The 24,973-nt window shown below is 65.5% G+C and carries 20 protein-coding genes and 1 tRNA gene; 5 read left to right on the top strand and 16 right to left on the bottom strand.

What is annotated here, in order from left to right:
- The first annotated feature begins 181 nt into the window (after positions 1 to 181).
- Entirely contained in the window at positions 182 to 862 is a 681-nt protein-coding gene (locus CYJ10_RS02195; protein WP_101679929.1) for a Crp/Fnr family transcriptional regulator, read from the top strand.
- Positions 863 to 885: 23 nt separating this feature from the next.
- Here the strand turns inward: CYJ10_RS02195 and CYJ10_RS02190 are convergent, their stop codons facing one another.
- The 5 genes from CYJ10_RS02190 to CYJ10_RS02170 form a co-directional block, all read right to left on the bottom strand.
- Positions 886 to 2,139, bottom strand: coding sequence for an insecticidal delta-endotoxin Cry8Ea1 family protein (locus CYJ10_RS02190; protein WP_101679928.1), 1,254 nt, complete (start codon positions 2,137 to 2,139; stop codon positions 886 to 888).
- A gap of 415 nt (positions 2,140 to 2,554) precedes the next feature.
- Positions 2,555 to 3,436 (bottom strand): 3-hydroxybutyryl-CoA dehydrogenase, encoded by an 882-nt coding sequence (locus tag CYJ10_RS02185; RefSeq protein ID WP_374703222.1) that lies wholly within the window; start codon positions 3,434 to 3,436, stop codon positions 2,555 to 2,557.
- A 42-nt stretch (positions 3,437 to 3,478) separates the two neighbouring features.
- On the bottom strand, positions 3,479 to 3,916 hold the full coding sequence (locus CYJ10_RS02180; protein ID WP_101679926.1) for an HIT family protein: 438 nt from the start codon (positions 3,914 to 3,916) through the stop codon (positions 3,479 to 3,481).
- A gap of 100 nt (positions 3,917 to 4,016) precedes the next feature.
- A complete protein-coding gene (gene icmF / locus CYJ10_RS02175) occupies positions 4,017 to 7,313 on the bottom strand; it encodes a fused isobutyryl-CoA mutase/GTPase IcmF (RefSeq protein ID WP_101679925.1) in 3,297 nt (1,098 codons plus the stop codon).
- Between the two features lie 298 nt (positions 7,314 to 7,611).
- On the bottom strand, positions 7,612 to 7,950 hold the full coding sequence (locus CYJ10_RS02170; RefSeq protein WP_101679924.1) for a DUF2917 domain-containing protein: 339 nt from the start codon (positions 7,948 to 7,950) through the stop codon (positions 7,612 to 7,614).
- Positions 7,951 to 8,128: 178 nt separating this feature from the next.
- On the opposite strand from CYJ10_RS02170, the gene CYJ10_RS02165 reads away from it, so the two are divergent.
- Positions 8,129 to 9,529, top strand: a complete 1,401-nt coding sequence (locus CYJ10_RS02165) for an aminotransferase-like domain-containing protein (protein WP_101679923.1) — start codon at positions 8,129 to 8,131, stop codon at positions 9,527 to 9,529.
- Here the strand turns inward: CYJ10_RS02165 and CYJ10_RS02160 are convergent, their stop codons facing one another.
- The 3 genes from CYJ10_RS02160 to CYJ10_RS02150 form a co-directional block, all read right to left on the bottom strand.
- Complete coding sequence (locus CYJ10_RS02160; protein ID WP_101679922.1) at positions 9,530 to 10,939, bottom strand: amino acid permease; 1,410 nt, start codon at positions 10,937 to 10,939, stop codon at positions 9,530 to 9,532.
- Positions 10,940 to 11,237: 298 nt separating this feature from the next.
- Positions 11,238 to 12,755 carry a CoA-acylating methylmalonate-semialdehyde dehydrogenase gene (locus tag CYJ10_RS02155; RefSeq protein WP_101679921.1) on the bottom strand — a complete coding sequence of 506 codons (1,518 nt, stop codon included), beginning with the start codon at positions 12,753 to 12,755 and terminating at the stop codon, positions 11,238 to 11,240.
- Between the two features lie 31 nt (positions 12,756 to 12,786).
- A complete protein-coding gene (locus CYJ10_RS02150) occupies positions 12,787 to 14,118 on the bottom strand; it encodes an aspartate aminotransferase family protein (RefSeq protein WP_101679920.1) in 1,332 nt (443 codons plus the stop codon).
- 308 nt (positions 14,119 to 14,426) lie between these two features.
- On the opposite strand from CYJ10_RS02150, the gene CYJ10_RS02145 reads away from it, so the two are divergent.
- On the top strand, positions 14,427 to 15,875 hold the full coding sequence (locus tag CYJ10_RS02145) for an aminotransferase-like domain-containing protein (RefSeq protein ID WP_101679919.1): 1,449 nt from the start codon (positions 14,427 to 14,429) through the stop codon (positions 15,873 to 15,875).
- A gap of 15 nt (positions 15,876 to 15,890) precedes the next feature.
- On the opposite strand, the gene CYJ10_RS02140 is transcribed toward CYJ10_RS02145, so the two are convergent.
- The 4 genes from CYJ10_RS02140 to leuC all read right to left on the bottom strand — a co-directional run bounded on the left by CYJ10_RS02140 (position 15,891) and on the right by leuC (position 20,001).
- Positions 15,891 to 16,442 (bottom strand): acyloxyacyl hydrolase, encoded by a 552-nt coding sequence (locus CYJ10_RS02140; RefSeq protein ID WP_257992023.1) that lies wholly within the window; start codon positions 16,440 to 16,442, stop codon positions 15,891 to 15,893.
- A gap of 594 nt (positions 16,443 to 17,036) precedes the next feature.
- Positions 17,037 to 17,915 carry an alpha/beta fold hydrolase gene (locus CYJ10_RS02135; RefSeq protein ID WP_101679917.1) on the bottom strand — a complete coding sequence of 293 codons (879 nt, stop codon included), beginning with the start codon at positions 17,913 to 17,915 and terminating at the stop codon, positions 17,037 to 17,039.
- A gap of 12 nt (positions 17,916 to 17,927) precedes the next feature.
- Entirely contained in the window at positions 17,928 to 18,572 is a 645-nt protein-coding gene (gene leuD / locus CYJ10_RS02130) for a 3-isopropylmalate dehydratase small subunit (RefSeq protein WP_101679916.1), read from the bottom strand.
- Positions 18,573 to 18,585: 13 nt separating this feature from the next.
- Positions 18,586 to 20,001 carry a 3-isopropylmalate dehydratase large subunit gene (leuC, locus tag CYJ10_RS02125; RefSeq protein ID WP_101679915.1) on the bottom strand — a complete coding sequence of 472 codons (1,416 nt, stop codon included), beginning with the start codon at positions 19,999 to 20,001 and terminating at the stop codon, positions 18,586 to 18,588.
- A 142-nt stretch (positions 20,002 to 20,143) separates the two neighbouring features.
- Between leuC and CYJ10_RS02120 the strand changes: the two genes are divergently transcribed.
- On the top strand, positions 20,144 to 21,061 hold the full coding sequence (locus CYJ10_RS02120) for a LysR family transcriptional regulator (protein ID WP_101679914.1): 918 nt from the start codon (positions 20,144 to 20,146) through the stop codon (positions 21,059 to 21,061).
- 112 nt (positions 21,062 to 21,173) lie between these two features.
- Positions 21,174 to 22,184: a CDF family Co(II)/Ni(II) efflux transporter DmeF gene (gene dmeF / locus CYJ10_RS02115; RefSeq protein ID WP_101679913.1), complete on the top strand. Its 1,011-nt coding sequence runs from the start codon at positions 21,174 to 21,176 to the stop codon at positions 22,182 to 22,184.
- Between the two features lie 38 nt (positions 22,185 to 22,222).
- Here dmeF and CYJ10_RS02110 read toward each other — a convergent pair whose 3' ends face one another.
- The 4 genes from CYJ10_RS02110 to bfr form a co-directional block, all read right to left on the bottom strand.
- The gene (locus CYJ10_RS02110) at positions 22,223 to 23,206 is read right to left on the bottom strand and encodes a quinone oxidoreductase family protein (protein ID WP_101679912.1); all 984 of its coding nucleotides are present in this window, start codon (positions 23,204 to 23,206) and stop codon (positions 22,223 to 22,225) included.
- Between the two features lie 71 nt (positions 23,207 to 23,277).
- On the bottom strand, positions 23,278 to 23,721 hold the full coding sequence (locus tag CYJ10_RS02105; RefSeq protein ID WP_101679911.1) for a GNAT family N-acetyltransferase: 444 nt from the start codon (positions 23,719 to 23,721) through the stop codon (positions 23,278 to 23,280).
- 373 nt (positions 23,722 to 24,094) lie between these two features.
- Positions 24,095 to 24,169: transfer RNA gene (locus CYJ10_RS02100), tRNA-Cys, on the bottom strand.
- Between the two features lie 143 nt (positions 24,170 to 24,312).
- Positions 24,313 to 24,792 (bottom strand): bacterioferritin, encoded by a 480-nt coding sequence (gene bfr, locus CYJ10_RS02095; protein WP_101679910.1) that lies wholly within the window; start codon positions 24,790 to 24,792, stop codon positions 24,313 to 24,315.
- Positions 24,793 to 24,973: the final 181 nt, after the last annotated feature.

Genomic DNA, 24,973 nt, shown 5'->3' with positions numbered 1-24,973 from the left:
CCGGTCGCTATACTGGGCGCCTTGTCCGGTGCGACGATTGCCGCACCGCATCACGCCCGCCTTGCCTTGTTGGGTGAGGAATGCTGGCAGGGGCGGTTCCGGGTGATCGTAAGATAGCCGATGCCATTCCGCCGGGTTGTCGCGCCGGCGACAATTCCGGGTTAATCCCTACGGGAGCGCAATGCCTGCCGCTGACACCTTCTCGTTCATCGACCGCTGCGCCTGGGCCGTCGACCTGAGCCCCGAGCAGCGCGACCGTGTCAAACGCGTGATGACCGTGCACGAATACGCACAAGGCGACTACGTCTGTCACAAAGGTGAAATGGCCGAACACTGGCTGGGCGTGGTGGAAGGCATCGTCAAGATCACCACCGTGTCGCCATCGGGCAAGTCGGTCACCTTCACGGGCGTGCCCACCGGCGGCTGGTTTGGCGAAGGCGCGGTGCTCAAGCAGGAAATCCGCAAGTACGACGTGATGGCGCTGCGGCGCTCGCGTATCGCTTTCGTCCCACGCGAGACTTTTCAGTGGTTGCTGGATACCAGCCTGCCGTTCACGCGCTTCCTGCTGATGCAGTTCAACGAGCGGCTTGGCCAGTTCATCGCGGCGGTCGAATACGAGCGGCTGCTCGACATCGATTCGCGCGTGGCCCGGGCGGTGTCATCGCTGTTCAACGAACACCTGTATCCGAGCATCGGCTCGACGCTGGAGATTTCGCAGGAAGAGATCGGCCTGCTGGCCGGCATTTCGCGCCAGCGTGCCAACCAGGCCCTGAAGGTGCTGGAACAGCAGGGCCTGGTGCGCGTGGACTACGGCGTGATCGACGTGCTCGACCTGGAGGGGCTGCGACAGTACGGCGAATGATGGCGTGAGTTGGCGCAGGGTGCTTACCTTGCGCTGCGCACCCAGGCCCAGTACGCCTCGCGGCGCTCCTGCAGGCTCCGCGAGATGCCGCTGCTGCGCACCCGCCGCGCGTTGTCATCCTCGCCCGTTGCCGTGATGTAGAGCAGATCGCGCGTGCGTTGCGGCACGTCGTCCGGATCGCGGCTGAAGCCCAGCACCAGACATCCGAGATCGCTGTTGTAGTACCGGCTGCGCGACCACATCGTCAGCGTCGTGAGCTTGCGCCCGGACGGCACGGGCACGTCCTCCATCGGCACATACAGATCCGTGCGATCCCACAGCGTCAACGCGCTGCCATCGGCCAGCTTGAGCACCAGCGCCAGCGGAATGCTGCCGCGGCGAATGGCTACGCCGACGATATTGAAACGCGCGCCGCCCACCGGCGCGGGGATAGTCACCGTCTGCGTCTCCACGCCGGGCTTGTAGTCGGCAGTGATGCCGACCACATCGCCGCGCTTTCCACCGCGCACTATCGGCCCCAGCCCCGCAGGGTAGCGAACGTTGACGATGCGTGGCGTCCGGTTGAAGTACTCGACGTAGATCCGTGAAGGGTTGGCGAGTGGCCGTGCGAACGGCGTGGTCACGCCTTCGCCCCAGCCCCGGCAGGTATTGTCCCAATCGTCGGCAGTGCCATACGCCTCGCTGTACACGTCCTCGTAAGGCAGGTCGTGCACGGGGTCGGGATGCGCCACCGGGTCCATCGCCGCCACGAGGATCCGGAAATCGGACAGCAGCGTCACGCGCTTCCACTCGAACGGCTGCCAATAGTTGTAGAGGTTCGTGCGATGCCGGCCCGGGCTGCCCGGTGCCTGCGCGGCCAGCCGCTTGCGCTCGGCCTGGGACACATCGTCGAGGTACTTCGCATAGTCCTGTGCCGTGTCGGTAGCCAGCTTGACGTAGCTCGCATAGACCTTTGCGTTCCAGCTCCAGTCCTTGCCGTTCAGCACGACGTCGCGCAACAGCACCATATGTAGCTGCGCGAAGATCGCGAACAGCGGCGCCACCTTCCACTGGAAATCGGGATTACGGAATTCCTGTCCAGCCGCCACCATCTGCGTATTCGTCACCACGAACTGCATCATCATGTTCTGCGTGTCGCCGGTCGAGGTGGCCGCCACATAGAGCTTGAGCGTGTCCGCAATGCCATTGAGCTTCTGCTTGAGCAGGCTGAAGACTGCATCCTCGATCTTCTGGTTGATCAGCGCCTCCACCTGCCCGCGGATATCGGGCCCAGACATCGCGGTTCCACGGCCAGAGCAGGCCCAGCAGCGCCGAGCACCCGACGATCGGGATCTCGCCCAGCAGCACCTGCAGCACGGCCTTGAGATCCTCCAGCGGGTCCGTGATCTTGAGATCGTTCAAATTGGAAAGCGGGCCCGGGTTGTCATCCGAATCCGTTGCCAGGCAACCGGTGGTTGCCGCCACGCCCATTGCGGGAATGGCATCAGCATCGTGCGCCTCGTCACCATGATCATCACCACATTGACTGCATGTGATGATGCTACTGCCGGGTGCCGATCCGCGATGACGGCCACGTGACCAGATGATGACGTATGGCAAACGACTGGCATTCATTCGCCCGTCGTCGCCGGGGGGCCGGCCCTTTCGCACGCGCGAAAGGGCCGGGTCCGCACGCGTTGCGCGCGGAGGGGCTTACTTGCTGTACACGTACACGCCGCGGCCGGTCTTGCGGCCCAGGTAGCCCGCGGCCACCATCTCGCGCATCAGCATCGCCGGGCGGTACTTCGGATCGGCGAACTCGGTGTAAAGCACTTCCATCACCGCCAGCATCGTGTCCAGGCCAATCATGTCGGCCAGGGCCAGCGGGCCGATCGGATGGTTGCAGCCCAGCTTCATGCCTTCGTCGATTTCCTCCGGCGACGCCAGGCCCTCGCCCAGCACGCAGAACGCCTCGTTGATCATCGGGCAGAGGATGCGGTTGACCACGAAGCCTGGGCTGTTCTTGACCGTGATCGGGTACTTGCCCAACTGCCTGGCCAGGGCATCCACATCGGCGTGCGCGGCGTCGCTGGTCTGCAGGCCGCGAATCAGTTCCACCAGCGCCATCATCGGCACCGGGTTGAAGAAGTGCATGCCGATGAAGCGGTCGGCGCGCGACGTCACGGCAGCCAGCTTCGTGATCGAGATCGACGACGTGTTCGACGCAATGATCACGTCCGGGCCGACGATGCTGTCGATCTGCTTCAGGATCTTGACCTTGAGATCGTAGTTTTCCGTGGCGGCCTCGATCACGATGTCGGCGCGCTTGAGGTCCTCGTACGACGTGCTGCCGTGGATGCGCGACAGCGCGGCCGCCTTGTCGGCCTCGATGGCCTTTTCCTTCTTGATCAGGCGGTCCATGCTGCCGGCCACCGTGGCGATGCCCTTCTGCACGGCGGCGTCGCTGATATCGACCATCACCACGTCCAGGCCCGCCACCGCGCACGCCTGCGCAATGCCGTTGCCCATCGTGCCGGCACCCACGATGCCCACTGTCTTGATTGCCATGTCTCGCTTCCTTGCTTTGTCAGTGATTTGATTGGTCTGCTTGATTCGGTGCGTCCGACCGGCGGAGGTTCAGCCTTGCAGGCGGGCCAGGGCCGCCACCACGCGCGCCGCGTGCTGCTTGAGCACTTCCATGTCCTGCTGCTGGCGGGCGTGGCCGCGCAGGGACTGGTCCGCATAGCGCGGCACGATATGGAAGTGCACGTGCGGCACGGTCTGGCCGGCCGCCTCGCCGTTGAACTGGCTGATCACTACGCCGTCGGGCTGGAATGCCTCGCGCACGCCGCGTGCCACGATCTGGGTGGCACGGATCGCCGCGGCTGCGCCCTGCTCGGAGAGGCCGAACAGGTCCACGGCAGCCTCCTTCGGTACCACCAGCGCGTGGCCATCCGATTGCGGCATGATGTCCATGAACGCGATCGCGTCGGCGTCCTCGTAGATCTTGAAGCACGGGAGTTCACCACGCAGGATGCGGGCGAAGATGTTGTTGCTGTCGTACTCGGCTTGCATGGGTGTCTCGGGAAGGGATGGCCTGACGGCGACGGAGCAAAGAGTGTAGCCCCAGTGCTCCGTGCCGTGAACCGGCCACCCGCGATTCCCGGCTGCTTTTTCACATGTTGCGACGATACTGGCCGCCCACCTCGAACAGCGCGTGCGTGATCTGCCCCAGCGAGCACACGCGCACCGCATCCATCAACACCGCGAATACATTGCCGTTGTCGATCACGGCCTGGCGCAGGCGATCCAGCATGGCCGATGCGTCCGCGCCGTGGCCGCCATGGAATTCCGCCAGGCGGGTCAACTGGCTCTGCTTTTCCGCCTCGCTCGACCGGGCCAGTTCCAGCGTTTGTGGCGTCGGGTCGCCATTCGGATTCCGGAAGGTATTCACGCCGATGATGGGCAGCGTGCCGTCGTGCTTGAGCTGCTCGTAATACAGCGATTCCTCCTGGATCTTGCCGCGCTGGTAGCCGGTTTCCATCGCGCCCAGCACGCCGCCGCGTTCCGCGATGCGCTCGAACTCCTGCAGCACCGACTCTTCCACCAGATCGGTCAGTTCCTCCATCAGGAAACTGCCCTGGTTGGGGTTCTCGCACTTCGCCACGCCCCATTCGCGGTTGATGATCAACTGGATCGCCAGCGCCCGGCGTACCGATTCGGCCGTGGGCGTGGTGATGGCTTCGTCATAGGCGTTGGTGTGCAGCGAGTTGCAGTTGTCGTAGATGGCGATCAGCGCCTGCAACGTGGTGCGGATGTCGTTGAAGTCGATCTCCTGCGCGTGCAGCGACCGGCCCGACGTCTGGATGTGGTACTTAAGCTTCTGGCTGCGCTCGTTGGCGCCGTACTTGTCGCGCATCGTCACGGCCCAGATGCGGCGCGCCACGCGGCCCAGCACGCTGTACTCGGGGTCCATGCCGTTCGAGAAGAAGAACGACAGGTTCGGCGCAAAGTCGTCGATATGCATGCCGCGCGCCAGGTAGGCTTCCACATAGGTGAAGCCGTTGGCCAGCGTGAAGGCCAGTTGCGAGATCGGGTTCGCGCCGGCCTCGGCAATGTGGTAACCCGAGATCGACACCGAATAGAAGTTGCGCACCTGGTGGTGGACGAAATACTCCTGGATGTCGCCCATCACCTTCAGCGAGAACTCGGTGCTGAAGATGCAGGTGTTCTGCCCCTGGTCTTCCTTCAGGATGTCCGCCTGCACGGTGCCGCGCACGTTCTGCAGCACCCAGGCGCGAATCTTGGCCTCTTCGTCGGCAGTCGGCTCGCGCTGGTTATCGGCTCGGAATTTGTCCAGATTCTGGTCGATGGCCGTGTTCATGAACATGGCCAGGATGGTCGGCGCCGGGCCGTTGATGGTCATCGACACCGACGTGCTGGGGCTGGTCAGGTCAAAGCCGTCGTACAGCACCTTCATGTCGTCGAGTGTGGCGATCGACACGCCCGAGTTGCCCACCTTGCCGTAGATGTCGGGGCGCTCGTGCGGGTCTTCGCCGTAGAGCGTGACCGAGTCGAACGCAGTCGACAGGCGCTTGGCGTCCATGCCTTCGGACACTAGCTTGAAGCGACGGTTGGTGCGGAAGGCGTCGCCCTCGCCGGCGAACATGCGCGTGGGGTCCTCGCCCTCGCGCTTGAACGCAAAGACGCCCGCCGTGTACGGAAAGCTGCCCGGCACGTTCTCGCGCATCAGCCATTTCAGGATCTCGCCTTCGTCCTCGAAGCGAGGCAGCACGACCTTGCGAATCTTCGTACCCGACAACGTGGTCGTGATCAGGCCGGTGCGGATTTCCTTGTCGCGGATCTTTACGACGTACTCGTCGCCGCTGTAGGCGGCCTGCATCTGCGGCCACATCGCCAGCAGCTTGCGCTCCACGCTGCCCAGCGACGCATCGCGCTCGGCGGCGAGCGCTGCGAGCGCCTGCCCGTTGGCATCGCTGTTCGACGATTTCAGCATCGCTCCAGCCGCGTGCAGTTGCTGGCGCTCGCGCGCCAGGCGGCTCTGCTCGGCCACGCGCCGATGGTAGGCGCGCACGGTATCGGCCAGTTCGGCCAGGTAGCGATTGCGCGCCGGCGGCACGATCACGTTCTGGCCCGTCGAAATCCTGCCGTCCAGCTTCGGCAGCACGCCCGGCCCGAAATGCAGGCCGCGCTCGGCCAATGACGCCACCAGGCCCTGGTAGAGCATGGTCACGCCGTCATCGTTGAATCGCGATGCCTGCGTACCGTAGACCGGCATCTCGTCGGCCCTGGCGTGCCACCGCTCGCGGTTGCGCTGCACCTGCTTGGCCACGTCGCGCCAAGCGTCCTGCGCGCCTTTGCGGTCGAACTTGTTGATCGCCACGAAATCGGCGAAGTCGAGCATGTCGATCTTTTCCAACTGGCTCGCGGCGCCGAACTCGGGCGTCATCACGTACAGCGACAGGTCCACGTGCGGCACGATGGCCGCGTCGCCCTGCCCGATGCCCGAGGTCTCCACGATCACCAGGTCGAACGCAGCCGCCTTGCAGGCCGCGATCACGTCCGGCAACGCCTGCGAGATCTCCGAGCCGGCGTCGCGCGTGGCCAACGAGCGCGTGAAGATGTTCGGATGGTTGATCGCATTCATGCGAATGCGGTCGCCCAGCAGCGCACCGCCGGACTTGCGCCGCGACGGGTCGATCGAGATCACGGCGATGGACAGTGCGTCCTGCTGGTCCAGCCGGAAGCGGCGGATCAGTTCGTCGGTCAGCGACGACTTGCCCGCGCCGCCCGTGCCGGTGATACCCAGTACCGGCGTGGCGGACGCCCCGGCCCGCGCCTGCAGCGCGCTGACCAGCGCCGGCGCGGCCTTGCCGTTTTCCAGCGCGGTAATAAGTTGCGCCAGCGCGCGGCGGTCGCCAGCGGCCACCGCATCGAGCGTGGACGGCGCGTAGCGCGTCAGGTCGATATCGCACCGCTGCACCATGTCCGCGATCATGCCGGCAAGGCCCATGCGCTGGCCGTCTTCGGGGCTGTAGATGCGCGCCACGCCGTAGGCCTGCAGCTCGCGGATCTCGTCGGGGACGATCACCCCACCGCCGCCTCCGAACACCTGGATGTGTTCGCCGCCGTGCTGGCGCAGCAGGTCGATCATGTATTTGAAGTATTCGACGTGGCCGCCCTGGTAGCTGGAGATGGCAATGCCCTGCACGTCTTCCTGCAAGGCGGCGGTCACCACTTCGTTGACGGAGCGGTTGTGCCCCAGATGGATCACTTCGCAGCCGTGCGACTGCAGGATGCGCCGCATGATGTTGATCGATGCGTCATGGCCGTCGAACAGCGACGCTGCGGTGACAAAGCGCACCTTGTTGACTGGGCCCTGGCCCTGGGTCGCCTGCGTGGCCTGGGGCCGGACGGCCGCCGTCCTGCTCACATCCGAAAGATCAGTCATTGTCTCCACCGCTCTGTTGTGTGGCTGGCTGCCCATGCTGGCATGCGCCGGCGGTTCTGCGACCGCGCTGACAGGGGCCGGACGATTATATGACGTTTACGTTAACGTAAGTCCAGGGGCGCGGGAAAGCACCGAGGGCCATGGCTGGCATCGTCGCACAGGGGCGGGGACCGAAAAAGGGGGATGAAGGCGGAACGAAGGCGGGAAGAAGGGCCCGGAAGCCGTCTCTTCGCCGCGGGAAGTCGGCAAAGGTGACGATGACGGCTCCGGATCCCAGGAGAAAGTGTCTGGCGCCCGGTCAGGCGTGGATTTGCGGGCAGTCGCCGAAGGCGTCGGTCTTGCGGGCATCCAAGCGGCGCTTGAGCTGGCGGGCGATGAACACGGCGCGGCGCAGCGACCACGGCGCCGGCGTCTCGGTCAGCAGGAAGCGCGCGACCGGCGCCTCGCCGGACAGCCAGATGCGTTCGCCTTCGATGAGCGCGTACACGTCGCCGGGGCGCAGCCAGATATCGGCCATCTGCCCTTCCAGGGTCAGCCACAGGCTGCCTTCCAGCGCGGTCACGCTCTGGCCATGGCGCGCACGCCAGCTGACGGGGCGGCCCGGTTCGTCGAGTTCAAAAGTCCTGAGTTCACGCATGGGTGTCTCCTTGTCTTGCCGGCGCAGCCGCTCTGGATCAATGGATCGGAGGCAAAAGGGGGGCGCTGCACCACGCTTCCATTATTCATGGCGGGGACTACAATCCCATGCACAGTTCCGAACAGTTTTCGTTGAACTGTTCAGTAGTTTTGACTGACAGTTGCCGTCCCCGTCACCTATGAAACTCGTCATCGACTCCGCCACTGGCGTCCCCCTGACCGAACAGATCGTGCTGGGCGTGAAGGACTGGATCAGCTCGCGCGAGGCCACGCCGGGCGCCCGCCTGCCGTCGATCCGCGCGCTGGCCGCCGAACATCGCATCAGCCGCTTTCCGGTCATCGAGGCGTATGACCGCCTGGTGTCGCAGGGTCTGGTCGATTCGCGCCAGGGTTCGGGCTTCTATGTGGCCGAAAGCGCGCTGACGGGGCGCCGTGGGCGCGGGTGGTCGGACCCGAGCCTGGCCGAAGACCTGTCGCTGCATATCATCGACCAGTTCCACCATCCCAGCGGCACGCTGAAGCTTGCGGGCGGCTTCGTGCCAGAGGAATGGCGCGACGTTGAGGGGCTGACGCAGGCCATCCGCCATATCACCCGGCACGACATCGACAGCGTGATCCACTACGCCACACCGATTGGGCATCCGGCGCTGCGCAAGCATGTGCTGACGCGCGTGCGGCAGGTGGGCATCGAGGCGGAACTGTCGCAGGTGCTGATCACGTCGGGCGCCAGCCAGGCGCTGGACCTGATCGTGCGCCATCTGCTGAAGCCGGGCGATACGGTCTTCGTGGAAGACCCCGGCTACTACAACCTGTTCGGGCTGCTGCGCATGCATGGCGTGCAGCTGGTGGGCGTGCCGCACACGCCGAACGGCCCCGACCCCGAGGCATGCGAGCGCCTGCTGCGCGACCACAAGCCCAAGCTGTTCTTCACCAACAGCGTGCTGCAGAACCCCACCGGCTCCACGCTGGCGCCGCCCGTAGCCTTCCGCCTGCTCGAACTGGCGCGCCGCCACAACTTCCGCTTTGTCGAAGACGACATCTTTTCTGACTTCCAGCTCAATTTCACCGACCGGCTGGCCACGCTGGACCAGCTTGAGCATGTGATCTACATCGGCGGCTTCTCGAAGACGGTGTCGGCGGCGCTGCGCGTGGGCTATATCGTCGCGGACAAGGCGCTGATCAAGGACCTGATCGACGTGAAGGTGCTGACCAGCGTGGCGGGATCGCATTTTGCCGAAGCCGTGACGGCGACGATGCTGGAGCGCGGCGCCTATCGCAAGTACGTGGAGCGGCTGCGCGTGCGCACGCGCGAGGTGACGGCCGACGCCGTAAAGATCCTTGGCCAGTACGGCTGGGAGGTGTTCTGCGAGCCGGCCGGCGGCAACTTCCTGTGGGCCCGCTCGCCTGCGATCGAGGATTCGCGCGAGCTGGTGGCGATGGCGGAGACCCACGGCATCTCGCTGGCACCGGGGCATTTCTTCCGCCCCGGCGGCGAGACATCGGCATGGGTACGCATCAATTCGGCCTACGCCGGCGAGCCGCGCTCGCGCGCATTCTTCGAGCAGGCCGGCACGCGCTGATCAGCCCTGGGCATCGCCGCCGTGGTTGTGCAGCACGGCGTTGCGGCGCGAGTAGGCGAAATAGATCACCAGCCCCAGCGCCAGCCAGCAGAGGAACGCGATCCACGTCAGCTTCTGCAGATGCGCCATCAGAAATAGACAAAACGCTACGGACAGCAGTGGCACCACCGGCACGCCAGGGCAGCGGAACGTGCGCGGCAGGTGCGGCTGCGTGCGTCGCAGCACCAGCGTGGCGATCGAGATCAGCGTGAAGGCCGACAGCGTGCCGATGTTGATCAGCTCCGCCAGCACGTTCAGCGGCACGAACCCGGCGATGGCCCCGAACACGATGCCCACCATCCACGTGGCCGTGAACGGCGTGGCATGAACGGGATGCACGGCCGACAGCGCCTCGGGCAGCAGGCCGTCGCGCGACATCGCAAAGATGATGCGCGTCTGGCCGTAGGTCATCACCAGGATCACAGTGGTCATGCCCAGGATGGCGCCCAGGTCCACAAACCCGGCCACCCAGTTCTGCCCCGCGTACTGCAGCGCCAGCGACACCGGATGATCGACGCCCTCGAACTTCATGAACGGCACGATGCCGGTCATGATGGCGGCAACGGCCACGTACAGGATGGTGCAGACCGCCAGCGACCCGATGATGCCAATCGGCATGTCGCGGCCCGGGTTGCGCACTTCCTCGGCGGCCGACGTCACGGCGTCAAAGCCGATGAACGCGAAGAACACCAGCGCCGCCGCGTTGAAGATGCCCGTCAAGCCGAACGGCGCGAACGGCTGCCAGTTGGCCGGCTTCACGTGCCAGACGCCCACCACGATGAACATCAGCACCACGGCGATCTTGATGGCCACCATCACGTTGTTGAGCCGCGCCGATTCGCGCACGCCATACGACACCACCCAGGTAATCGCCAGCATGATCAGGATGGCGGGCAGGTTCACCAGCGTGTGAACGCCCGGCACCGAGCCCGGCGCGGCGGTGATGGCGGCGGGCAGGTGCAGCCCGAAGCCCGCGATCAGCGACTGGAAATAGCCCGACCACCCCACCGACACCGCCGAGGTGGCCAGCCCATATTCGAGCAGCAGATCCCAGCCGATCATCCACGCGATGATCTCGCCCAGCGTGGCATAGCTGTAGGTGTAGATCGATCCGGAAACAGGAATCGCGGACGCAAACTCTGCGTAGCACAACGCTGCAAAACCGCAGGCCATGGCCGCGATCACGAACGACACGGTCAGCGCCGGGCCGGCCGTCAGCGCGCCGGTGCCGGTCAGCACGAAGATGCCCGTGCCGATGATGGCCCCGATGCCCATCAGCACCAGATCCATCGGCCCCAGCACCTTGCGCAATCCATCATGCTCGCTGACATCCAGCATGGATTCGATGTTCTTGGTGCGGAAGAGACTCATGGGCGGCTCCGGGCAAAAGTCCGTGCATTGACTATAGGTTGTACAAGTCGCACCGACGGACCTGGGCTGCATATCTTTTGGATGGCAAGGGCGCGCCGGCGGAGGGGACGCGATGATACGCGGCGGGGGCGCGGTTGTGATGGCGGGCGCCCTGACCACAACGCCCGTGACCTTGCCCGCGCACCGGCAAAAAAAAACGCCCCGTACAAGGGCGCCTTCAAGACGACGATGCCATCCGGCATCAGGGAAATCTGAAATTCAGGAATCTGCGATGCCCTGCTGGCGACTGCCTTCCGACTTACTTCGCTACCGGCATCGTGAATTCCGCGCCCTTGGCGATGCTGTCGGGCCAGCGTTGCATCACGCTCTTGTAGCGCGTGTAGAAGCGCACGCCTTCCTCGCCGTAGGCGTGGTGATCGCCGAACAGCGAGCGCTTCCAGCCGCCGAACGAGTGCCAGGCCATCGGCACCGGAATCGGCACGTTGATGCCGACCATGCCCACCTGGATCTGCCGCGCGAACGCCCGGGCGATGCCGCCGTCGCTGGTGTAGCACGACACACCGTTGCCAAACTCGTGACGGTTGATCAGGTCCACCGCTTCGGCAAAGTCATGCACGCGCACCACCGACAGCACCGGGCCGAAGATCTCTTCCTTGTAGATCGTCATGTCCGGCTTGACGTTGTCGAACAGCGTGCCGCCGACGAAGAAGCCGTTCTCGTGGCCGTCCACCTTGTGGCCGCGGCCGTCGGTCACCAGCTTCGCACCCTCGGTCACGCCCTTGGCGATATAGCCTTCGACCTTGGCCTTGTGCGCGGCCGTGACCAGCGGACCCATCTCGGCGTCGCCTTCCATGCCGTTGCGGATCTTCAGCGATGCGGCGCGCTCGGCCAGGCGCGGCACCAGCTTGTCCGCGACCTCGCCCACCGCCACGGCCACCGAGATCGCCATGCAGCGTTCGCCGGCCGAACCGTAGGCGGCCCCGATCAGCGCATCGACGGCTTGGTCGAGATCGGCATCGGGCATCACCACCAGGTGGTTCTTGGCGCCGCCCAGTGCCTGCACGCGCTTGCCGTGCTTCGTGCCTTCGGTGTAGATGTACTCGGCGATCGGCGTGGAGCCCACGAACGACAGCGCCTGCACGTCGGGGTGCGCCAGCAGCGCGTCCACGGCCACCTTGTCGCCCTGCACCACGTTGAACACGCCATCGGGCAGGCCGGCCTGCTTGAGCAGGTCGGCGATCAGCAGGCTTGGCGACGGGTCGCGCTCCGACGGCTTGAGCACGAACGTGTTGCCGCACGCCAGCGCCACCGGGAACATCCACATCGGCACCATCACCGGGAAGTTGAACGGCGTGATGCCGGCCACCACGCCCAGCGGCTGACGCAGGTTCCAGTTGTCGATGCCGCCGCCGATGTTGTCGGTGAAATCGGTCTTCAGCAGATTCGGAATGCCGCAGGCGAACTCCACCACCTCGATGCCGCGCGTCACTTCGCCCTTGGCATCGGAAAAGACCTTGCCGTGCTCGCGCGTGATCAGCGCGGCGAGGTCGTCGTGGTGGCGGTCCAGCAGTTCCTTGAACTTGAACAGGATGCGCGCCCGGCGCAGCGGCGGCATCTCGGCCCAGGCCGGCCAGGCCGCCTTGGCGGCGGCCACGGCAGCGGCCACATCGTCGGTGGTGCCCATGGCCACGCGGGCGGCCACGTCGCCGGTGGCCGGGTTGAACACATCGGCAAAGCGGTCCGTGCCTGCGCGGTGCATGGCGCCGCCGATGTAGTGATGGATTTCGGCAATCTGCCGGTTTTCTGCGATGTTCACTGCGGTCGTCCTCTATGTCTCGGGGCAGGTCTTACTGGATGCTCTGCAGGGCCTTCTTCACGGTATCGAACAACTGGTCGATCTCGGCCTCGGAAATGATCAGCGGCGGCGAGAACGCCAGGATGTCGCCGGTGTAGCGTACCAGCACACCCAGCTCCAGGCATTTCAGGAACGCCTCGTAGGCCCGCGCGCCCGGCGCGCCAGGGCGCGATTCCAGTTCCACACCGGCCACCATGCCCAGGTTGCGGATGTCCTTCACATACGGCGCGCCACGCAGCCCGTGTACGGCGGCTTCAAACTTGGGCGACATCTCGGCCGCGCGCTCGAACAGCTTGTCGCGCTTGTACAGGTCCAGCGTGGCGATACAGGCCGCCATCGCCAGCGGATGGCCGGAATACGTGTAGCCGTGCGGCAGCTCGATACCGCCCTGCGGCGTGGCGTTGATCACGGCGTCGTGCACCTCGCGCCGCACTGCCACGGCACCCATCGGCACGGCGGCATTGTTGATGGCCTTGGCCATCGTGATCAGGTCGGGCGTGACCTTCAGGCGCTCTGCCGCGGTGGCAGCGCCCAAGCGACCAAAGGCGGTGATCACCTCGTCGAAGATCAGCAGGATGCCGTGCTTGCTGGTGATTTCTCGCAGTTTCTCCAGATAGCCGACCGGCGGAATCAGCACGCCGGCAGAGCCCGCCATCGGCTCGACGATCACGGCGGCGATGTTCGATGCATCGTGCAGCGCGATCAGCCGTTCCAGGTCATCGGCCAGATGGGCGCCCCATTGCGGCTGGCCCTTCGAGAAGGCCGCCTCGGCAATGTTCAGCGTGGCCGGCAGATGGTCGGTGCCCGGCATCACGTTGGCCGACCACATCTTGCGGTTCGGCCCGATGCCACCCACGCCCAGGCCGCCAAAGCCCACGCCGTGGTAACCGCGCTCGCGGCCGATGATGCGCGTGCGCTGGCCTTCGCCGCGCGCTCGGTGGTAGGCCAGGGCGATCTTCAGCGCCGTGTCGACCGATTCCGAACCCGAGTTCGTGAAGAAGATCCGATCCAGCCCCTTCGGCATCAGCGCAGCCACCTTGGTGGCGGCCTCGAATTCCAGCGGATGGCCCATCTGGAACGGCGGGGCATAGTCCAGCGTGGCTGCCTGCTGCGCGATCGCTTCGACGATCTCCTTGCGCGAATGGCCGGCGGCCACGCACCAGAGACCGGCGCAACCATCGAGCACCTTGCGGCCATCGTGGGTCGTGTAGTACATGCCGCTGGCCGATGCCAGCAGGCGCGGGGCGGCCTTGTACTGGCGATTGGCGGTGAAGGGCATCCACAGGGCTTCGAGATCGGGAATCACGGTCTTGGCGGCGTCCATACGTTCTCCTGGTGCGATGTGCAGGGGTGGCGCGCGCAACATGCGACGCCGAGGTTTCCGGCAACTCTACCGGCGGGGTCTGGCGTAAAGAATATACGGTCACGAGATCGTCGCCTTACCGTGCAGTTTAGTCATCGATAACCGTACAGGTCTGTACGCCGCCGCGCGCCCGGCAAGGCTGTGGGCCAAGCGCTGTTACAGCGCTGAAACCGATCAGGCACAAGCCCTGGACGCTGCGACGCACCAATTCGGGCATCCGGCAGGGGTAGCCATTACACTGTACAGGTTTCGCACCTTGCAGCCGTCCCATGCTGAACCTGAACCTTGCACGCAGCCGCCGTGGCGGCGAAACCCTGACCGAGCAGATTGTGACCGGCATCGCCGCGCTGGTGGACCAGCGCGCCCTGCGCGCGGGCGCCCTACTGCCATCGGTGCGCCGCTTTGCGCAGCAGCACAATGTCAGCACCTTCACGGTGGCCGAGGCCTATGGCCGCCTGACCGCGCTGGGCTACCTGACCGCCCGGCCGGGCTCCGGCTACACCGTCGCCCATCGGCACACGCCGGCCGGCCAGGCGCGCGCGTCGCGTTGGGAAGCCCCGGCCCTCAATGCCGCCTGGCTGCTGTCCGATGTCTTCGCCGACCATTCCGTGCCGATCAAGGCCGGGGCCGGCTGGCTGCCCGGCGACTGGCTGAACGAGGAAGGCCTGCACCAGGCCATGCGCAGCGCGGCGCGCGTGCCGGCTGCGCAGGTGTCGGGCTACGGCCATCCTTACGGCTTTGGCGCCTTGCGCGAACACATCGCCACGCACCTGAGCCAGTACGGCATTCCCGTGCAGGCGCAACAGGTGGTGCTGACCCAGGGCGCCACGCAGGCGCTGGACCTGGTGGTGCGCACGCTGCTCCGGCCCGGCGACACGGTGCTCGTGGAATCGCCGTGCTACTGCAATCTGTTGCAGATCCTACGGCTGGCCGGCCTGCGCGCCATCGGCGTCCATCGCACCGAGGCCGGCTTGGACACCGATGCGCTGGAAGATGCCATCCGGCAGCACGCGCCGCGCGCACTGTTCGTCAACACGGTGCTGCAGAATCCCACCGGCGCCAGCCTGACCAGCATGAATGCGTTCCGCGTGCTGCAACTGGCCGAGCAGCACCGCCTGTTGGTGGTGGAAGACGATATCTACCGAGAACTGGCGCCGGCCGGGTCGCCGATGCTGGCCGCCATGGACGGCCTGTCGCAGGTTATCTACGTCAACGGATTCTCGAAGACCATCACGCCGTCGCTGCGCGTGGGCTACCTGGCGGCCAGCCCCGACCTGGTCAAGGCCTTCGCGCAGACCAAGATGGCCGTGGGCCTGACCTCGTCAGAGGTCACCGAACGGCTCGTGTATTCGGTGCTGACCAGCGGCCATTACGGCCGGCACGTGGCCGCGCTGGCCGAACGGCTACGCGCGCAACAGGATCGCGTGGCGGAAAAAATGGAAGCCCATGGGCTGGAAATCATGCTGCGGCCCGACGGTGGCATGTTTGCCTGGGCCCGCCTGGCGCAAGAGGGGCGAGTGCCAGCAATGAATGGCAACCAGCTGGCAACGCTGGCGCTGGAACATGGCATCTGGCTGGCACCCGGCTCGTACTTCGAGCCCGACGAAACCGACTCGCCGTGGATCCGCTTCAACGTGGCCACCGGCGATGCGCCCCAGCTTTGGGCCTTCTTCGACGCGCTGCGCAGCGGCCGGGCGCAAGCCGCCCGTGCCGCCTAGCGCTTGCTGGCGCAATCAGAAGCGATAGCGCACGTAGCCGGTGTAGAAGTTGCTGCCCGGGTTCGGTTCCTTGATGCCGGCATTGGAGATGTGCTGGAACCGGAAGCCCACTTCGGTGTTGGCGTTCTTGCCAAAGCCCACGCCCACGCCAAGCATGTCGGAGAACTGGAAGGCGCTGCCCATGCGGTGCTCGTCGGACGTGCCGGTGTGCGTCAGCACGCGCACGCCCACCGAAGCCTCGGCGAACGGCACGAAGTAGCCGCCGCGCTTTTCGACGCGCAGGATCGGCGAAACGCCAAATTCAAACAGGTTTTGCTGGTTGGTGCCGCCACGCGCGTCCCAGCCGGCCACGTTGAACTCGGCCTGCAGGCGGAACAGCCAGCCCTGCGGGTTGCCGTACTGGATCGGCGTGTTGAAGTTGACGCCCAGTTCGTACTTGTTGACGTCGTGGCTGGTGTCGCGGCCATAGGCCACGTGAACGGCCGGATGGGCCCAGCCCACCAGCTCCTCGGCGCTGGCGGCCGAAGTGGCACCAGCCATGGCCGCGGCGACGGCCAGGGTACGCATGACAAAAAGGGATCGGGGTGACTTGGCGAGATGCATGCGGCGTTCTTGTTGTTCTGTCTTCATGAAAGAAGGCATCGAAGAGAGTGACTCGGCAACTAGACGAAATCGACTGCCGGCCCCGCCGAAGCACCCAGGGCGCTCCGGACGGGTCAGGCCCAGAGCCGCTCTACCACCCAGCTCGCGGCAACACAGATCCCGAGCCAGATGGCGAGGCAGCTTGCAATAAATCGGTACGTCATTGTGGGAATTAACAGCAGAGGAGAAAATTTTTATGAATTTTTGCGACGCATTATACATACATTCATGAATGCATGTAAGTGTGTCTGTCCGGCTCCCGAGATATATCGGCAAGACGGCATCCATCAAAAATTCCTCCAGTCCGCGATGATGCCAGCACCCGGACAACCCTGCAGACGGGAAGTTAAACACTCGAATCAAGGAAACGACGATGCGAACCGCCGGAATGTGAGGCGTGCGCGGTGCATGGCAGCCGAGGCGCTGGCCCGATCCGGCCTGCCAGAGGGGAGAACCGCCGCGCAGCCAAGCAGCTGCGACGAGCGGAAAATTTCTGATAAATCAGAGAGTTGTGGATAATCAACCGCGCAGGAACGGCAGCGCTTCGGCCAGCAATTGCTCGGGCACTTCCTCGGCGATGTAGTGCCCGCACGGCATGGCATGCCCGCTCACCTGGCGCGCAACCTTGCGCCATTCTTCCAAAGGTGAAAAACACTGTTCCACCGCACCGTTGGCTCCCCACAACGCCAGCATGTCGCATTCGACCCTGCGGCCGGCCTCGATATCGGCGCGATCGTGCTCCAGATCGATGCCGGCGCTGGCACGGTAGTCCTCGCACAGCCCATGCGCGGCGCCCGGCAGCTTCAGACAGCGCAGGTATTCGGCCAGCGCCGCCTCGGTGAACGGCGTCATGCCCGCGCTGCGCCCCCCCATAGTCTGGCGCAGATACAGCGCCGGATCGGCCTCGATCAGCGTTTCCGGGAACGGCGCCGGACGGATCAGGAAGAACCAGTGGTAGTAGGCGCGCGCAAAGGCCTCGTTGGTCTGGTTGTACATGGCCAGGGTCGGGGCGATGTCGAGCGTGACCAGTTTTTCCACGGCCTGCGGATGATCGACCGCGAGCCGGTGTGCCACGCGGGCGCCCCGGTCGTGCGCCAGCACCCGGAACCGCTCGAAGCCCAGCCCGCGCATGACGGCCAGCTGGTCGGCCGCCATCACGCGCTTGCTGTAGTTGCTGTGGTCCGGCAGCCCCGCCGGCTTGCCGCTGTCGCCATAGCCGCGCAGGTCGGTGGCCACTACCGTGAAATGGCGCGCCAGTTCGCCCACCACCTTGTGCCAGATCACGTGCGTCTGCGGGTGTCCGTGCAACAGCAGCAGCGGCGGACCCTCCCCGCCCACCACGGCGTGGATCGGTACCCCGTCATGGTCGATGCGGTGCGTCACAAATCCTTCAAACATCGTCTTCCCTCCTCAACCTGCCAGACGTGCCATGGTAGTGGCAGCCACGTCGCGCAGCCAGGGGTTCGCCGCATGGTGGCGGCCGGCGAACGCCGCGATAGCATCGGCGTGGGTCAGCGACATGCCGATGATGTCCAGGCCGCGCCGGAACATGTCGAGGTGCCGGTCCGACATCGTGAACGGCGCGGCGAAGTCTCCGGCGGCCACGGTCATCGTGTCGAGATCGACGCGGATCGATGCCGGTGCCGCCGGGTTGCCGGCCGCGCGCATCAGCACATCCACCTGGGCCTGCGGCAGCATCACCAGCAGCAGGCGGTTGTTCATGGCGTTCGAGTAGAAGATCTCGCCGAAGCTGGGCGAGATGACCGCGCGGATGCCGAATTGCTGCAGCCCCCAGACGGCGTGCTCGCGGCTGGAACCACAGCCGAAGTTGGGGCCGGCCACCAGCACGCGGGTATCGCGCCAGGCCGGCTGGTTCAGGACGAAATCCGGGCGCGGCGCGCCATGCTCGTCGAAACGCATGTCATAGAGCAGGCCACGGTCCAGCCCGGCCTTGTCGATGCCCCGCAGAAACTGCTTGGGCATGATCTGGTCGGTGTCCAGGTTCGGCAGCGGCAACGGTGCGCCCGTGCCTTCGATCAGGGTGAATGCGGACATAGTGGGTCTCCGGTCAGCGGGAAAGGCCAAGCTGGCGCACGTCGGTGATGCAGCCCGTGATGGCGGCCGCGGCGGCCATGGCCGGGCTCATCAGGTGGGTGCGGCCCGCCCGGCCCTGGCGGCCTTCAAAATTGCGATTGGTGGTGGATGCGCAGCGCTCGCCCGGCGCCAGCACATCGTCGTTCATGGCCAAGCACATCGAGCAGCCGGGCTTGCGCCACTCGAAGCCCGCTTCCCGCAACAGCGCGGCAATGCCCTCGGCCTCGGCCTGTTCGCGCACGGCGCCCGACCCCGGCACCACCATCGCCCGCACGCCGGCCGCCACCTTGTGCCCGCGCACCACATTGGCCACGGCACGCAGGTCCTCGATCCGCCCGTTCGTGCAAGAGCCAATGAACACGCGCTGCACCGGCAGGCCCTGCAGCTGGCTGCCGGGGGTCAGGCCGATATAGTCGAGCGCGCGTTCGGCCGAAGCCCGCGCGATGGCGTCCGCGGCATCCGCCGGGTTCGGCACGGCGGCACTGACCGGAATCGCCTGGTCGGGGCTGGTGCCCCAGGTCACATAGGGCTCCACCACCGAGGCATCGAAGACCAGTTCGGCATCGAAGGCTGCATCGGCGTCGGACACCAGTTGCGCCCAGGCCGTGCGCGCGGCCTGCGCCATCGGCCCGTCGATATCGACCGCACGTTCCAGCACATAGCCCACCGATGTGGCATCCGGGGCGATCAGCGCGCCGCGCGCGCCGGCCTCGACCGTCATGTTGCACAGGGTCATGCGCGCTTCCATCGACAACGCGTGGATGGCGCTGCCCGTGAATTCCACCACGTAGCCGCGCGCGCCCTGTGCGCTGATACGCGAGATGATGTGCAGGATCAGGTCCTTCGACGTGGCGCCCGCCGGCAGCAGGCCATCCACGCGGATGCGCATGTCGCGCGCCAGGCGGTAGACCAGCGTCTGCGTGGCCAGCACGTGCTCCACTTCCGACGTACCGATGCCAAACCCCAGTGCGCCAAACGCGCCATACGTAGTGGTGTGGCTGTCGCCGCACAGCACGACCATGCCGGGGCGGATCATGCCGTGCTCGGGCGTGATGACGTGCTCGATGCCCTGCAGCGGGTCATTGGTGTCGAACAGCGGAATACCGTGCAGGTCGCAGTTGCGCTTGAGGTTGCGCGCCTGCAGGGCCGACGCGGGGTCCTGGATCACGCGCGGCGACTCCGCGTGCGTGGGGATGATGTGATCGACCACGGCCAGTTGCTGGCCCGGCGCCGGCACCTTGCGGCCGTGCTCCGCCAGCCCCGCGAAGGCCTGCGGGCTGGTGTACTCGTTCATGATGTGCAGATCGGCGTAGAGCAGCACGTTGTCAGCGTCGAGCGTGACCACGGTGTGCGACTCCACGAGCTTGCGATACAGCGTGCGTCCGGCCATGTTGCTTGCCTGCCTGTGGGGTTGGGGAATCGGATGACTGGCAGTCTAATCGCGGAATCCATCGCTATAATTTCACGATTCGCAATTCATTCGTGCCGTGGATTCACCAGTCTCAGGGCCCGCATTCCGCACGATCGCCACCATGGACACCTTTTCCGATCTCGCCTTCTTCATCCTGCTGGTCAAGTGCGGCAGCCTGGCCGGCGCCGCGCAGCAGTTGGGCCTGACGCCCTCGGCCGCCAGCAAGCGCCTGGCCGCGCTGGAGGCCCGGCTCGGCGTGCGGCTGCTGAATCGCACCACGCGGCGGCTGTCGGTGACACCCGAGGGCGAGGCCTACCTGGATCAGGGCGGCCGCATCCTGGCCGAACTAGAGGAACTGGAACAGGGCCTGGGCGGCAGCCGGGTGGCGCCGCGTGGACTGCTGCGGGTGAATGCCACGCTAGGTTTCGGCCGCCGACACCTCGCGCCGGCCGTGGGCGATTTCCTGCAGGCGTATCCGGATGTCGAAGTCCAGTTGCAGCTGACCGACCGCGCGCTGAACCTGGCCGAGGAAGGGTTCGACGTCGGCATTCTGGTGGGCGACCTGCCCGACGCCCGGCTCAACGCGCGCAAGCTCGCGCCGAACAGCCGGCTGCTGTGCGCCGCGCCCGCCTATCTGGCACGCCATGGCGAACCGGCGTCGCCGCGCGCCCTGCAACAGCACCGCTGCATCGTCATCCGCGAGAGCGAAACCGCGTACGGCACCTGGCACCTGCAGGCGGCGGGACGCCAGGAGACGGTCAAGGTACGCGGCCCGGCGGCTACCAACGATGGCGAGGTGGCCGTGAACTGGGCCTTGCAGGGGCACGGCATCCTGCTGCGGTCCGAATGGGAAGTGGCGCCGCTGCTACGCTCCGGGCGGCTCAGGCAGGTGCTGTCCGAATGGTCGGCGCCGCCGGCGGACATCTACGCGGTGTATCTCTCGCGCGACAAGCTGTCGGCCCGCGTGCGCGCCTTTGTCGACTTCATGGCCGAGCATTTTGGCGGCTACGACACGGCGGCGGACTATCACGGCTGGTAGGCGGCCCCGCGCGGGGTGGCAACAACCCCCCGCCCCCCATGGTTGTCAGATGACTGTCGGCATGCGGCTGCTACCCTAGCCATTGCATTCATCCCGCATCACGGACTTCCCCATGCATACGCACAACTTCTCAGCGTGGACCCATTCCCACGTCTTCGACACCGGCAACCAGGCCGCCGAACGCGGCACCCGTCTGGTGATGTGGATCACGCTGGCGATGATGGCCATCGAGATCGCCGCCGGCCTGGGCTTCAACTCGATGGCGTTGCTGGCCGACGGCTGGCATATGAGTTCGCACGCGGTGGCGATCGGCATGTCGGCGTTTGCCTATGCCGCGGCGCGACGGCTGGCGCAGGACGCGCGCTTCACGTTCGGCACCTGGAAGATCGAGGTGCTGGCCGCCTTTGCCAGCGCCGTCTTCCTGCTGGGCGTGGCTGGCCTGATGGCCTTCGGCTCGGTCGAGCGGCTGTTCAGCCCCGCGCCGATCCACTACCGCGAAGCCATGGCCGTGACCGCCATCGGCCTGCTGGTCAACCTGGGCTGCGCGCTGATCCTGGGCGGCGCCCATCATGGGCACGGGCATGACCACGGACATGACCACCACCACGGCCATGGTCACGATCATGGCCACGACCACGGCCACCAGCACCACGACATCAACCTGCGCTCGGCCTACCTGCACGTGATTGCCGATGCGGCCACGTCGGTACTGGCCATCGTGGCACTGGCCGGCGGCTGGTGGCTGGGCTGGAACTGGCTCGACCCGGTGATGGGTCTGGTGGGCGCCGTGCTGGTGGGTCGGTGGGCCATCGGCCTGCTGCGCCAGAGCGGCACGGTGCTGCTGGACCGCGAAATGGACCACCCCGTGGTGGACGAAGTGCGCGAAGTGCTCGACGGATTCGCCCATGGCGATGGCCACACGCGCGTGGCAGACCTGCACGTCTGGCGCGTGGGCCGCGAGCAGTTTGCCTGCATCGCCAGTCTGGTCACCCACGATGCCACCCTGACGCCGCAACGCGTGCGCCAGGCGCTGTCAGTCCACGAGGAACTGGTACACGTCAGCGTCGAGATCAACCAGTGCGACGATGGTCCGGCAACCGACCGGACCAAGCATCGCCACTAGATCGCCGCCCGGTTTCAGAGGCGCAGGGATTCAGGGGGTTAGGGCTGCAGCAGGATGGCGCCGGTCGTTTCGCGGCGCTCCGCTGCTTCGTGGGCGTGCGCCACATCGGCCAGCGGGAAGCGTGCGCCGATATCGACCTTCACATGGCCGGCGGCGATGGCATCGAACAGATCTTTGGCATTGGCGCGGAAGCGCGTCACATCGGCGTTGTGCGGAAACACCGACGGTCGGGTCAGGAACAGGCAGCCCTTCTTGTTGAGCAGCTCGGGCTCGATGGCCGGCGCCGGCCCCGACGCCGCGCCATACAGCACGACCATGCCGAAGGTTTCGGCGCAGTCGAGCGACCCCAGGAAGGTGTCCTTGCCCACAGCGTCGTAGACCACGGTCACGCCGCGCCCGTCGGTGGCATCGCGCACCTGCTTGACCCAGTCGCCATGGCTGTAGTCGATGGCGATATCGCAACCGGCCGCCCGCGCGCGCTCGCACTTGGCCGGCGAACCGGCCGTGCCGATCACGCGTGCGCCCAGCGCCTTGGCCCAGCCGCTGAGGATCTGACCCACGCCGCCGGCCGCCGCATGCACCAGCACCGTGTCGCCGGGCTTGACCGCATGGGTATGGCGTACCAGGTACTGCGCGGTCATGCCCTTGAAGATGGTGGCGGCGGCCTGTTCGTCGCTGACGTTGTCGGGCAGCTTGACCAGCTTGTCGGCGGCCACGTTGCGGCCTTCCGAATAGGCGCCCAGTCCGGCGTTCATATAGGCCACGCGGTCGCCCACGGCCACGTCGGTCACGCCCGGGCCCACAGCCTCCACCACGCCAGCGGCCTCGAAGCCGAGCCCGGTCCCGGCCGGCAGCGGATACGTGCCACGGCGCTGGTAGATATCGATGAAATTGAACCCGATGGCCGTGTGCCGCACGCGCGCCTCGCCGGGGCCTGGCTCCGGCAGTTCGACCTGTTCCAGCCGCATGACCTGCGGCAAACCAAATTCGTGAAGGCGGATGGCGCGGACGGTCGTCGGCATGGGGTCTCCTCGATGTGCTGGCTGAAAGTGAAGGCCCGATTATTGACGCTTTTTCGAAACCTTGCCGGTGCTCACATCAGTTCGGCGCTCATGCACAGCGCGCTGGTATCGCGCAGCCGGCGGAACTCCTCGCTCTCCAGCACCTCGGTCGGCAGCTTCGACGCATGAATCAGCGAGAAGCCGTAACGCGCGAAATAGCTGGGGCACGTGGACGTCAGCAAGACCGCACGGCGGCTGCCGTTGGCGCGCGCCCGCATCATCACCGCATGCACCAGATGGCTGGCCACGCCCTGGTCGCGCCATTCGCGCAGCACCGCCACCGAGCGAATAATCGCCGTATCGCCAAAAAGCTCGGCACAAGCGCAACCCACCAGTTGCGCTTCGAGCACGGCCACATGAAATTCGCCGACGAGTCGCGGCAGATCGTCCATCGGCAAGCCGCACCGCTCAAGAACGGCGCCGATGGCGAGCGTCTCCGACGGCTGCGCCATCCGGATTCGCATGTCTTTAATCATTTGGAGCCTCTGTTTCTCTCATCACGTTGCGACGGATACGCCATGGAAGCCCTGCATGGTGAAACCTGGTGCGCCAACTGCCGTGCGGCAACGACCGGTGGTCGTACGACAACGGCACCAAAGAGAGCGGTGATTTGCTGACGATTGGTGCAAGCGCGCCTCACAGTATCGCAATCACGTCCGAGTTTCCAGAGGGAAATCACCGAATGCGACGCGTGCCATGCACAGCCAAAAAGCGAGCATGAAATGCGCCAGGCCTGTCGGACAGTATCGGCGTGCTTCGTGAAGAAAATGAGGGCGCGGACTAACGGACACAGGCGCGATGCCGGCAACCGGAAAACGCAGGAGAAACGGAAGGAAAATGCGGAAGGCGTGGAGGCGGGGATACGGAATCGAACCGTCGTAAACGGCTTTGCAGGCCGTCGCATAACCACTCTGCCACCCCGCCCCGGGATGCCGGCCCGAACGGGCCGTTCTGTGGTGCGGGGCGCAGTGTAGCCCAAGTGGGAAAAGTCTGCAGGGCGTGGATCTGTCCTGCCTGCCGGCGGAGCGCGCGGCGAAGGGTGAAGGGGGCGCGACCGGCCGGCCGGGCTATTCCTCTGGTTCGCCCATGGCCGACTGCAGGTAGTTCTGCACGCCGACCTTGCCGACCAGTTCGATCTGGGTCTGCAGCCAGTCGATATGGTTTTCGGTGTCGTCCAGGATGTCGGTCACGATATCGCGCGACACGTAGTCGCTCACCGATTCAAAGTACTTGATCGCTTCCTTCAGGCTGGCCTGCGAAACCAGTTCGAGTTTCAGATCGCAGCCGAGCATTTCCTCGGTGTTCTCGCCGATCATGAGCTTGTCCAGATCCTGCAGGTTGGGCAGGCCGTCGAGCATGAGAATGCGTTCGATCAGCCGATCGGCATGCTTCATTTCCTCGATCGACTCTTCATATTCATGTTTGCCCAGCGCCTGGAGCCCCCAATGACGATACATGCGGGCGTGCAGAAAATACTGGTTGATTGCTGTCAGTTCGTGTTTGAGCTGACCATTGAGCAACTGAATTACCTTCTTGTCTGCTTTCATGACTTCGATCCCCAATACGTCCCGGCGTCGATCTTCATGGTAATTCCCCGATCCGGAACTTCAAGCTCCATGCGGCTTTCCGGTCGATCCTTGATGGCAGATCGGCAAAATTCCACCTACCGATGATTATGCGAGTAATACTGATTCCGATTCATGACAAATAAAAAAGGCGCCTCGCATG

Origin of the sequence: Cupriavidus pauculus, assembly GCF_002858765.1 — a bacterium.
Taxonomy (GTDB): domain Bacteria; phylum Pseudomonadota; class Gammaproteobacteria; order Burkholderiales; family Burkholderiaceae; genus Cupriavidus; species Cupriavidus pauculus_B.
This window is presented reverse-complemented; position numbering and strand designations above follow the sequence as displayed.

Bases quoted from the DNA above. Each gene is read 5' to 3' on its own strand.
- CYJ10_RS02195 (WP_101679929.1), top strand. From the start codon at position 182: ATGCCTGCCGCTGACACCTTCTCGTTCATCGACCGCTGCGCCTGGGCC.
- CYJ10_RS02190 (WP_101679928.1), bottom strand. From the start codon at position 2,139: ATGTCTGGGCCCGATATCCGCGGGCAGGTGGAGGCGCTGATCAACCAG.
- CYJ10_RS02180 (WP_101679926.1), bottom strand. From the start codon at position 3,916: ATGCAAGCCGAGTACGACAGCAACAACATCTTCGCCCGCATCCTGCGT.
- icmF (WP_101679925.1), bottom strand. From the start codon at position 7,313: ATGACTGATCTTTCGGATGTGAGCAGGACGGCGGCCGTCCGGCCCCAG.
- CYJ10_RS02170 (WP_101679924.1), bottom strand. From the start codon at position 7,950: ATGCGTGAACTCAGGACTTTTGAACTCGACGAACCGGGCCGCCCCGTC.
- CYJ10_RS02165 (WP_101679923.1), top strand. From the start codon at position 8,129: ATGAAACTCGTCATCGACTCCGCCACTGGCGTCCCCCTGACCGAACAG.
- CYJ10_RS02160 (WP_101679922.1), bottom strand. From the start codon at position 10,939: ATGAGTCTCTTCCGCACCAAGAACATCGAATCCATGCTGGATGTCAGC.
- CYJ10_RS02150 (WP_101679920.1), bottom strand. From the start codon at position 14,118: ATGGACGCCGCCAAGACCGTGATTCCCGATCTCGAAGCCCTGTGGATG.
- CYJ10_RS02145 (WP_101679919.1), top strand. From the start codon at position 14,427: ATGCTGAACCTGAACCTTGCACGCAGCCGCCGTGGCGGCGAAACCCTG.
- CYJ10_RS02140 (WP_257992023.1), bottom strand. From the start codon at position 16,442: ATGCGTACCCTGGCCGTCGCCGCGGCCATGGCTGGTGCCACTTCGGCC.
- CYJ10_RS02135 (WP_101679917.1), bottom strand. From the start codon at position 17,915: ATGTTTGAAGGATTTGTGACGCACCGCATCGACCATGACGGGGTACCG.
- leuD (WP_101679916.1), bottom strand. From the start codon at position 18,572: ATGTCCGCATTCACCCTGATCGAAGGCACGGGCGCACCGTTGCCGCTG.
- leuC (WP_101679915.1), bottom strand. From the start codon at position 20,001: ATGGCCGGACGCACGCTGTATCGCAAGCTCGTGGAGTCGCACACCGTG.
- CYJ10_RS02120 (WP_101679914.1), top strand. From the start codon at position 20,144: ATGGACACCTTTTCCGATCTCGCCTTCTTCATCCTGCTGGTCAAGTGC.
- dmeF (WP_101679913.1), top strand. From the start codon at position 21,174: ATGCATACGCACAACTTCTCAGCGTGGACCCATTCCCACGTCTTCGAC.
- CYJ10_RS02110 (WP_101679912.1), bottom strand. From the start codon at position 23,206: ATGCCGACGACCGTCCGCGCCATCCGCCTTCACGAATTTGGTTTGCCG.
- CYJ10_RS02105 (WP_101679911.1), bottom strand. From the start codon at position 23,721: ATGATTAAAGACATGCGAATCCGGATGGCGCAGCCGTCGGAGACGCTC.
- bfr (WP_101679910.1), bottom strand. From the start codon at position 24,792: ATGAAAGCAGACAAGAAGGTAATTCAGTTGCTCAATGGTCAGCTCAAA.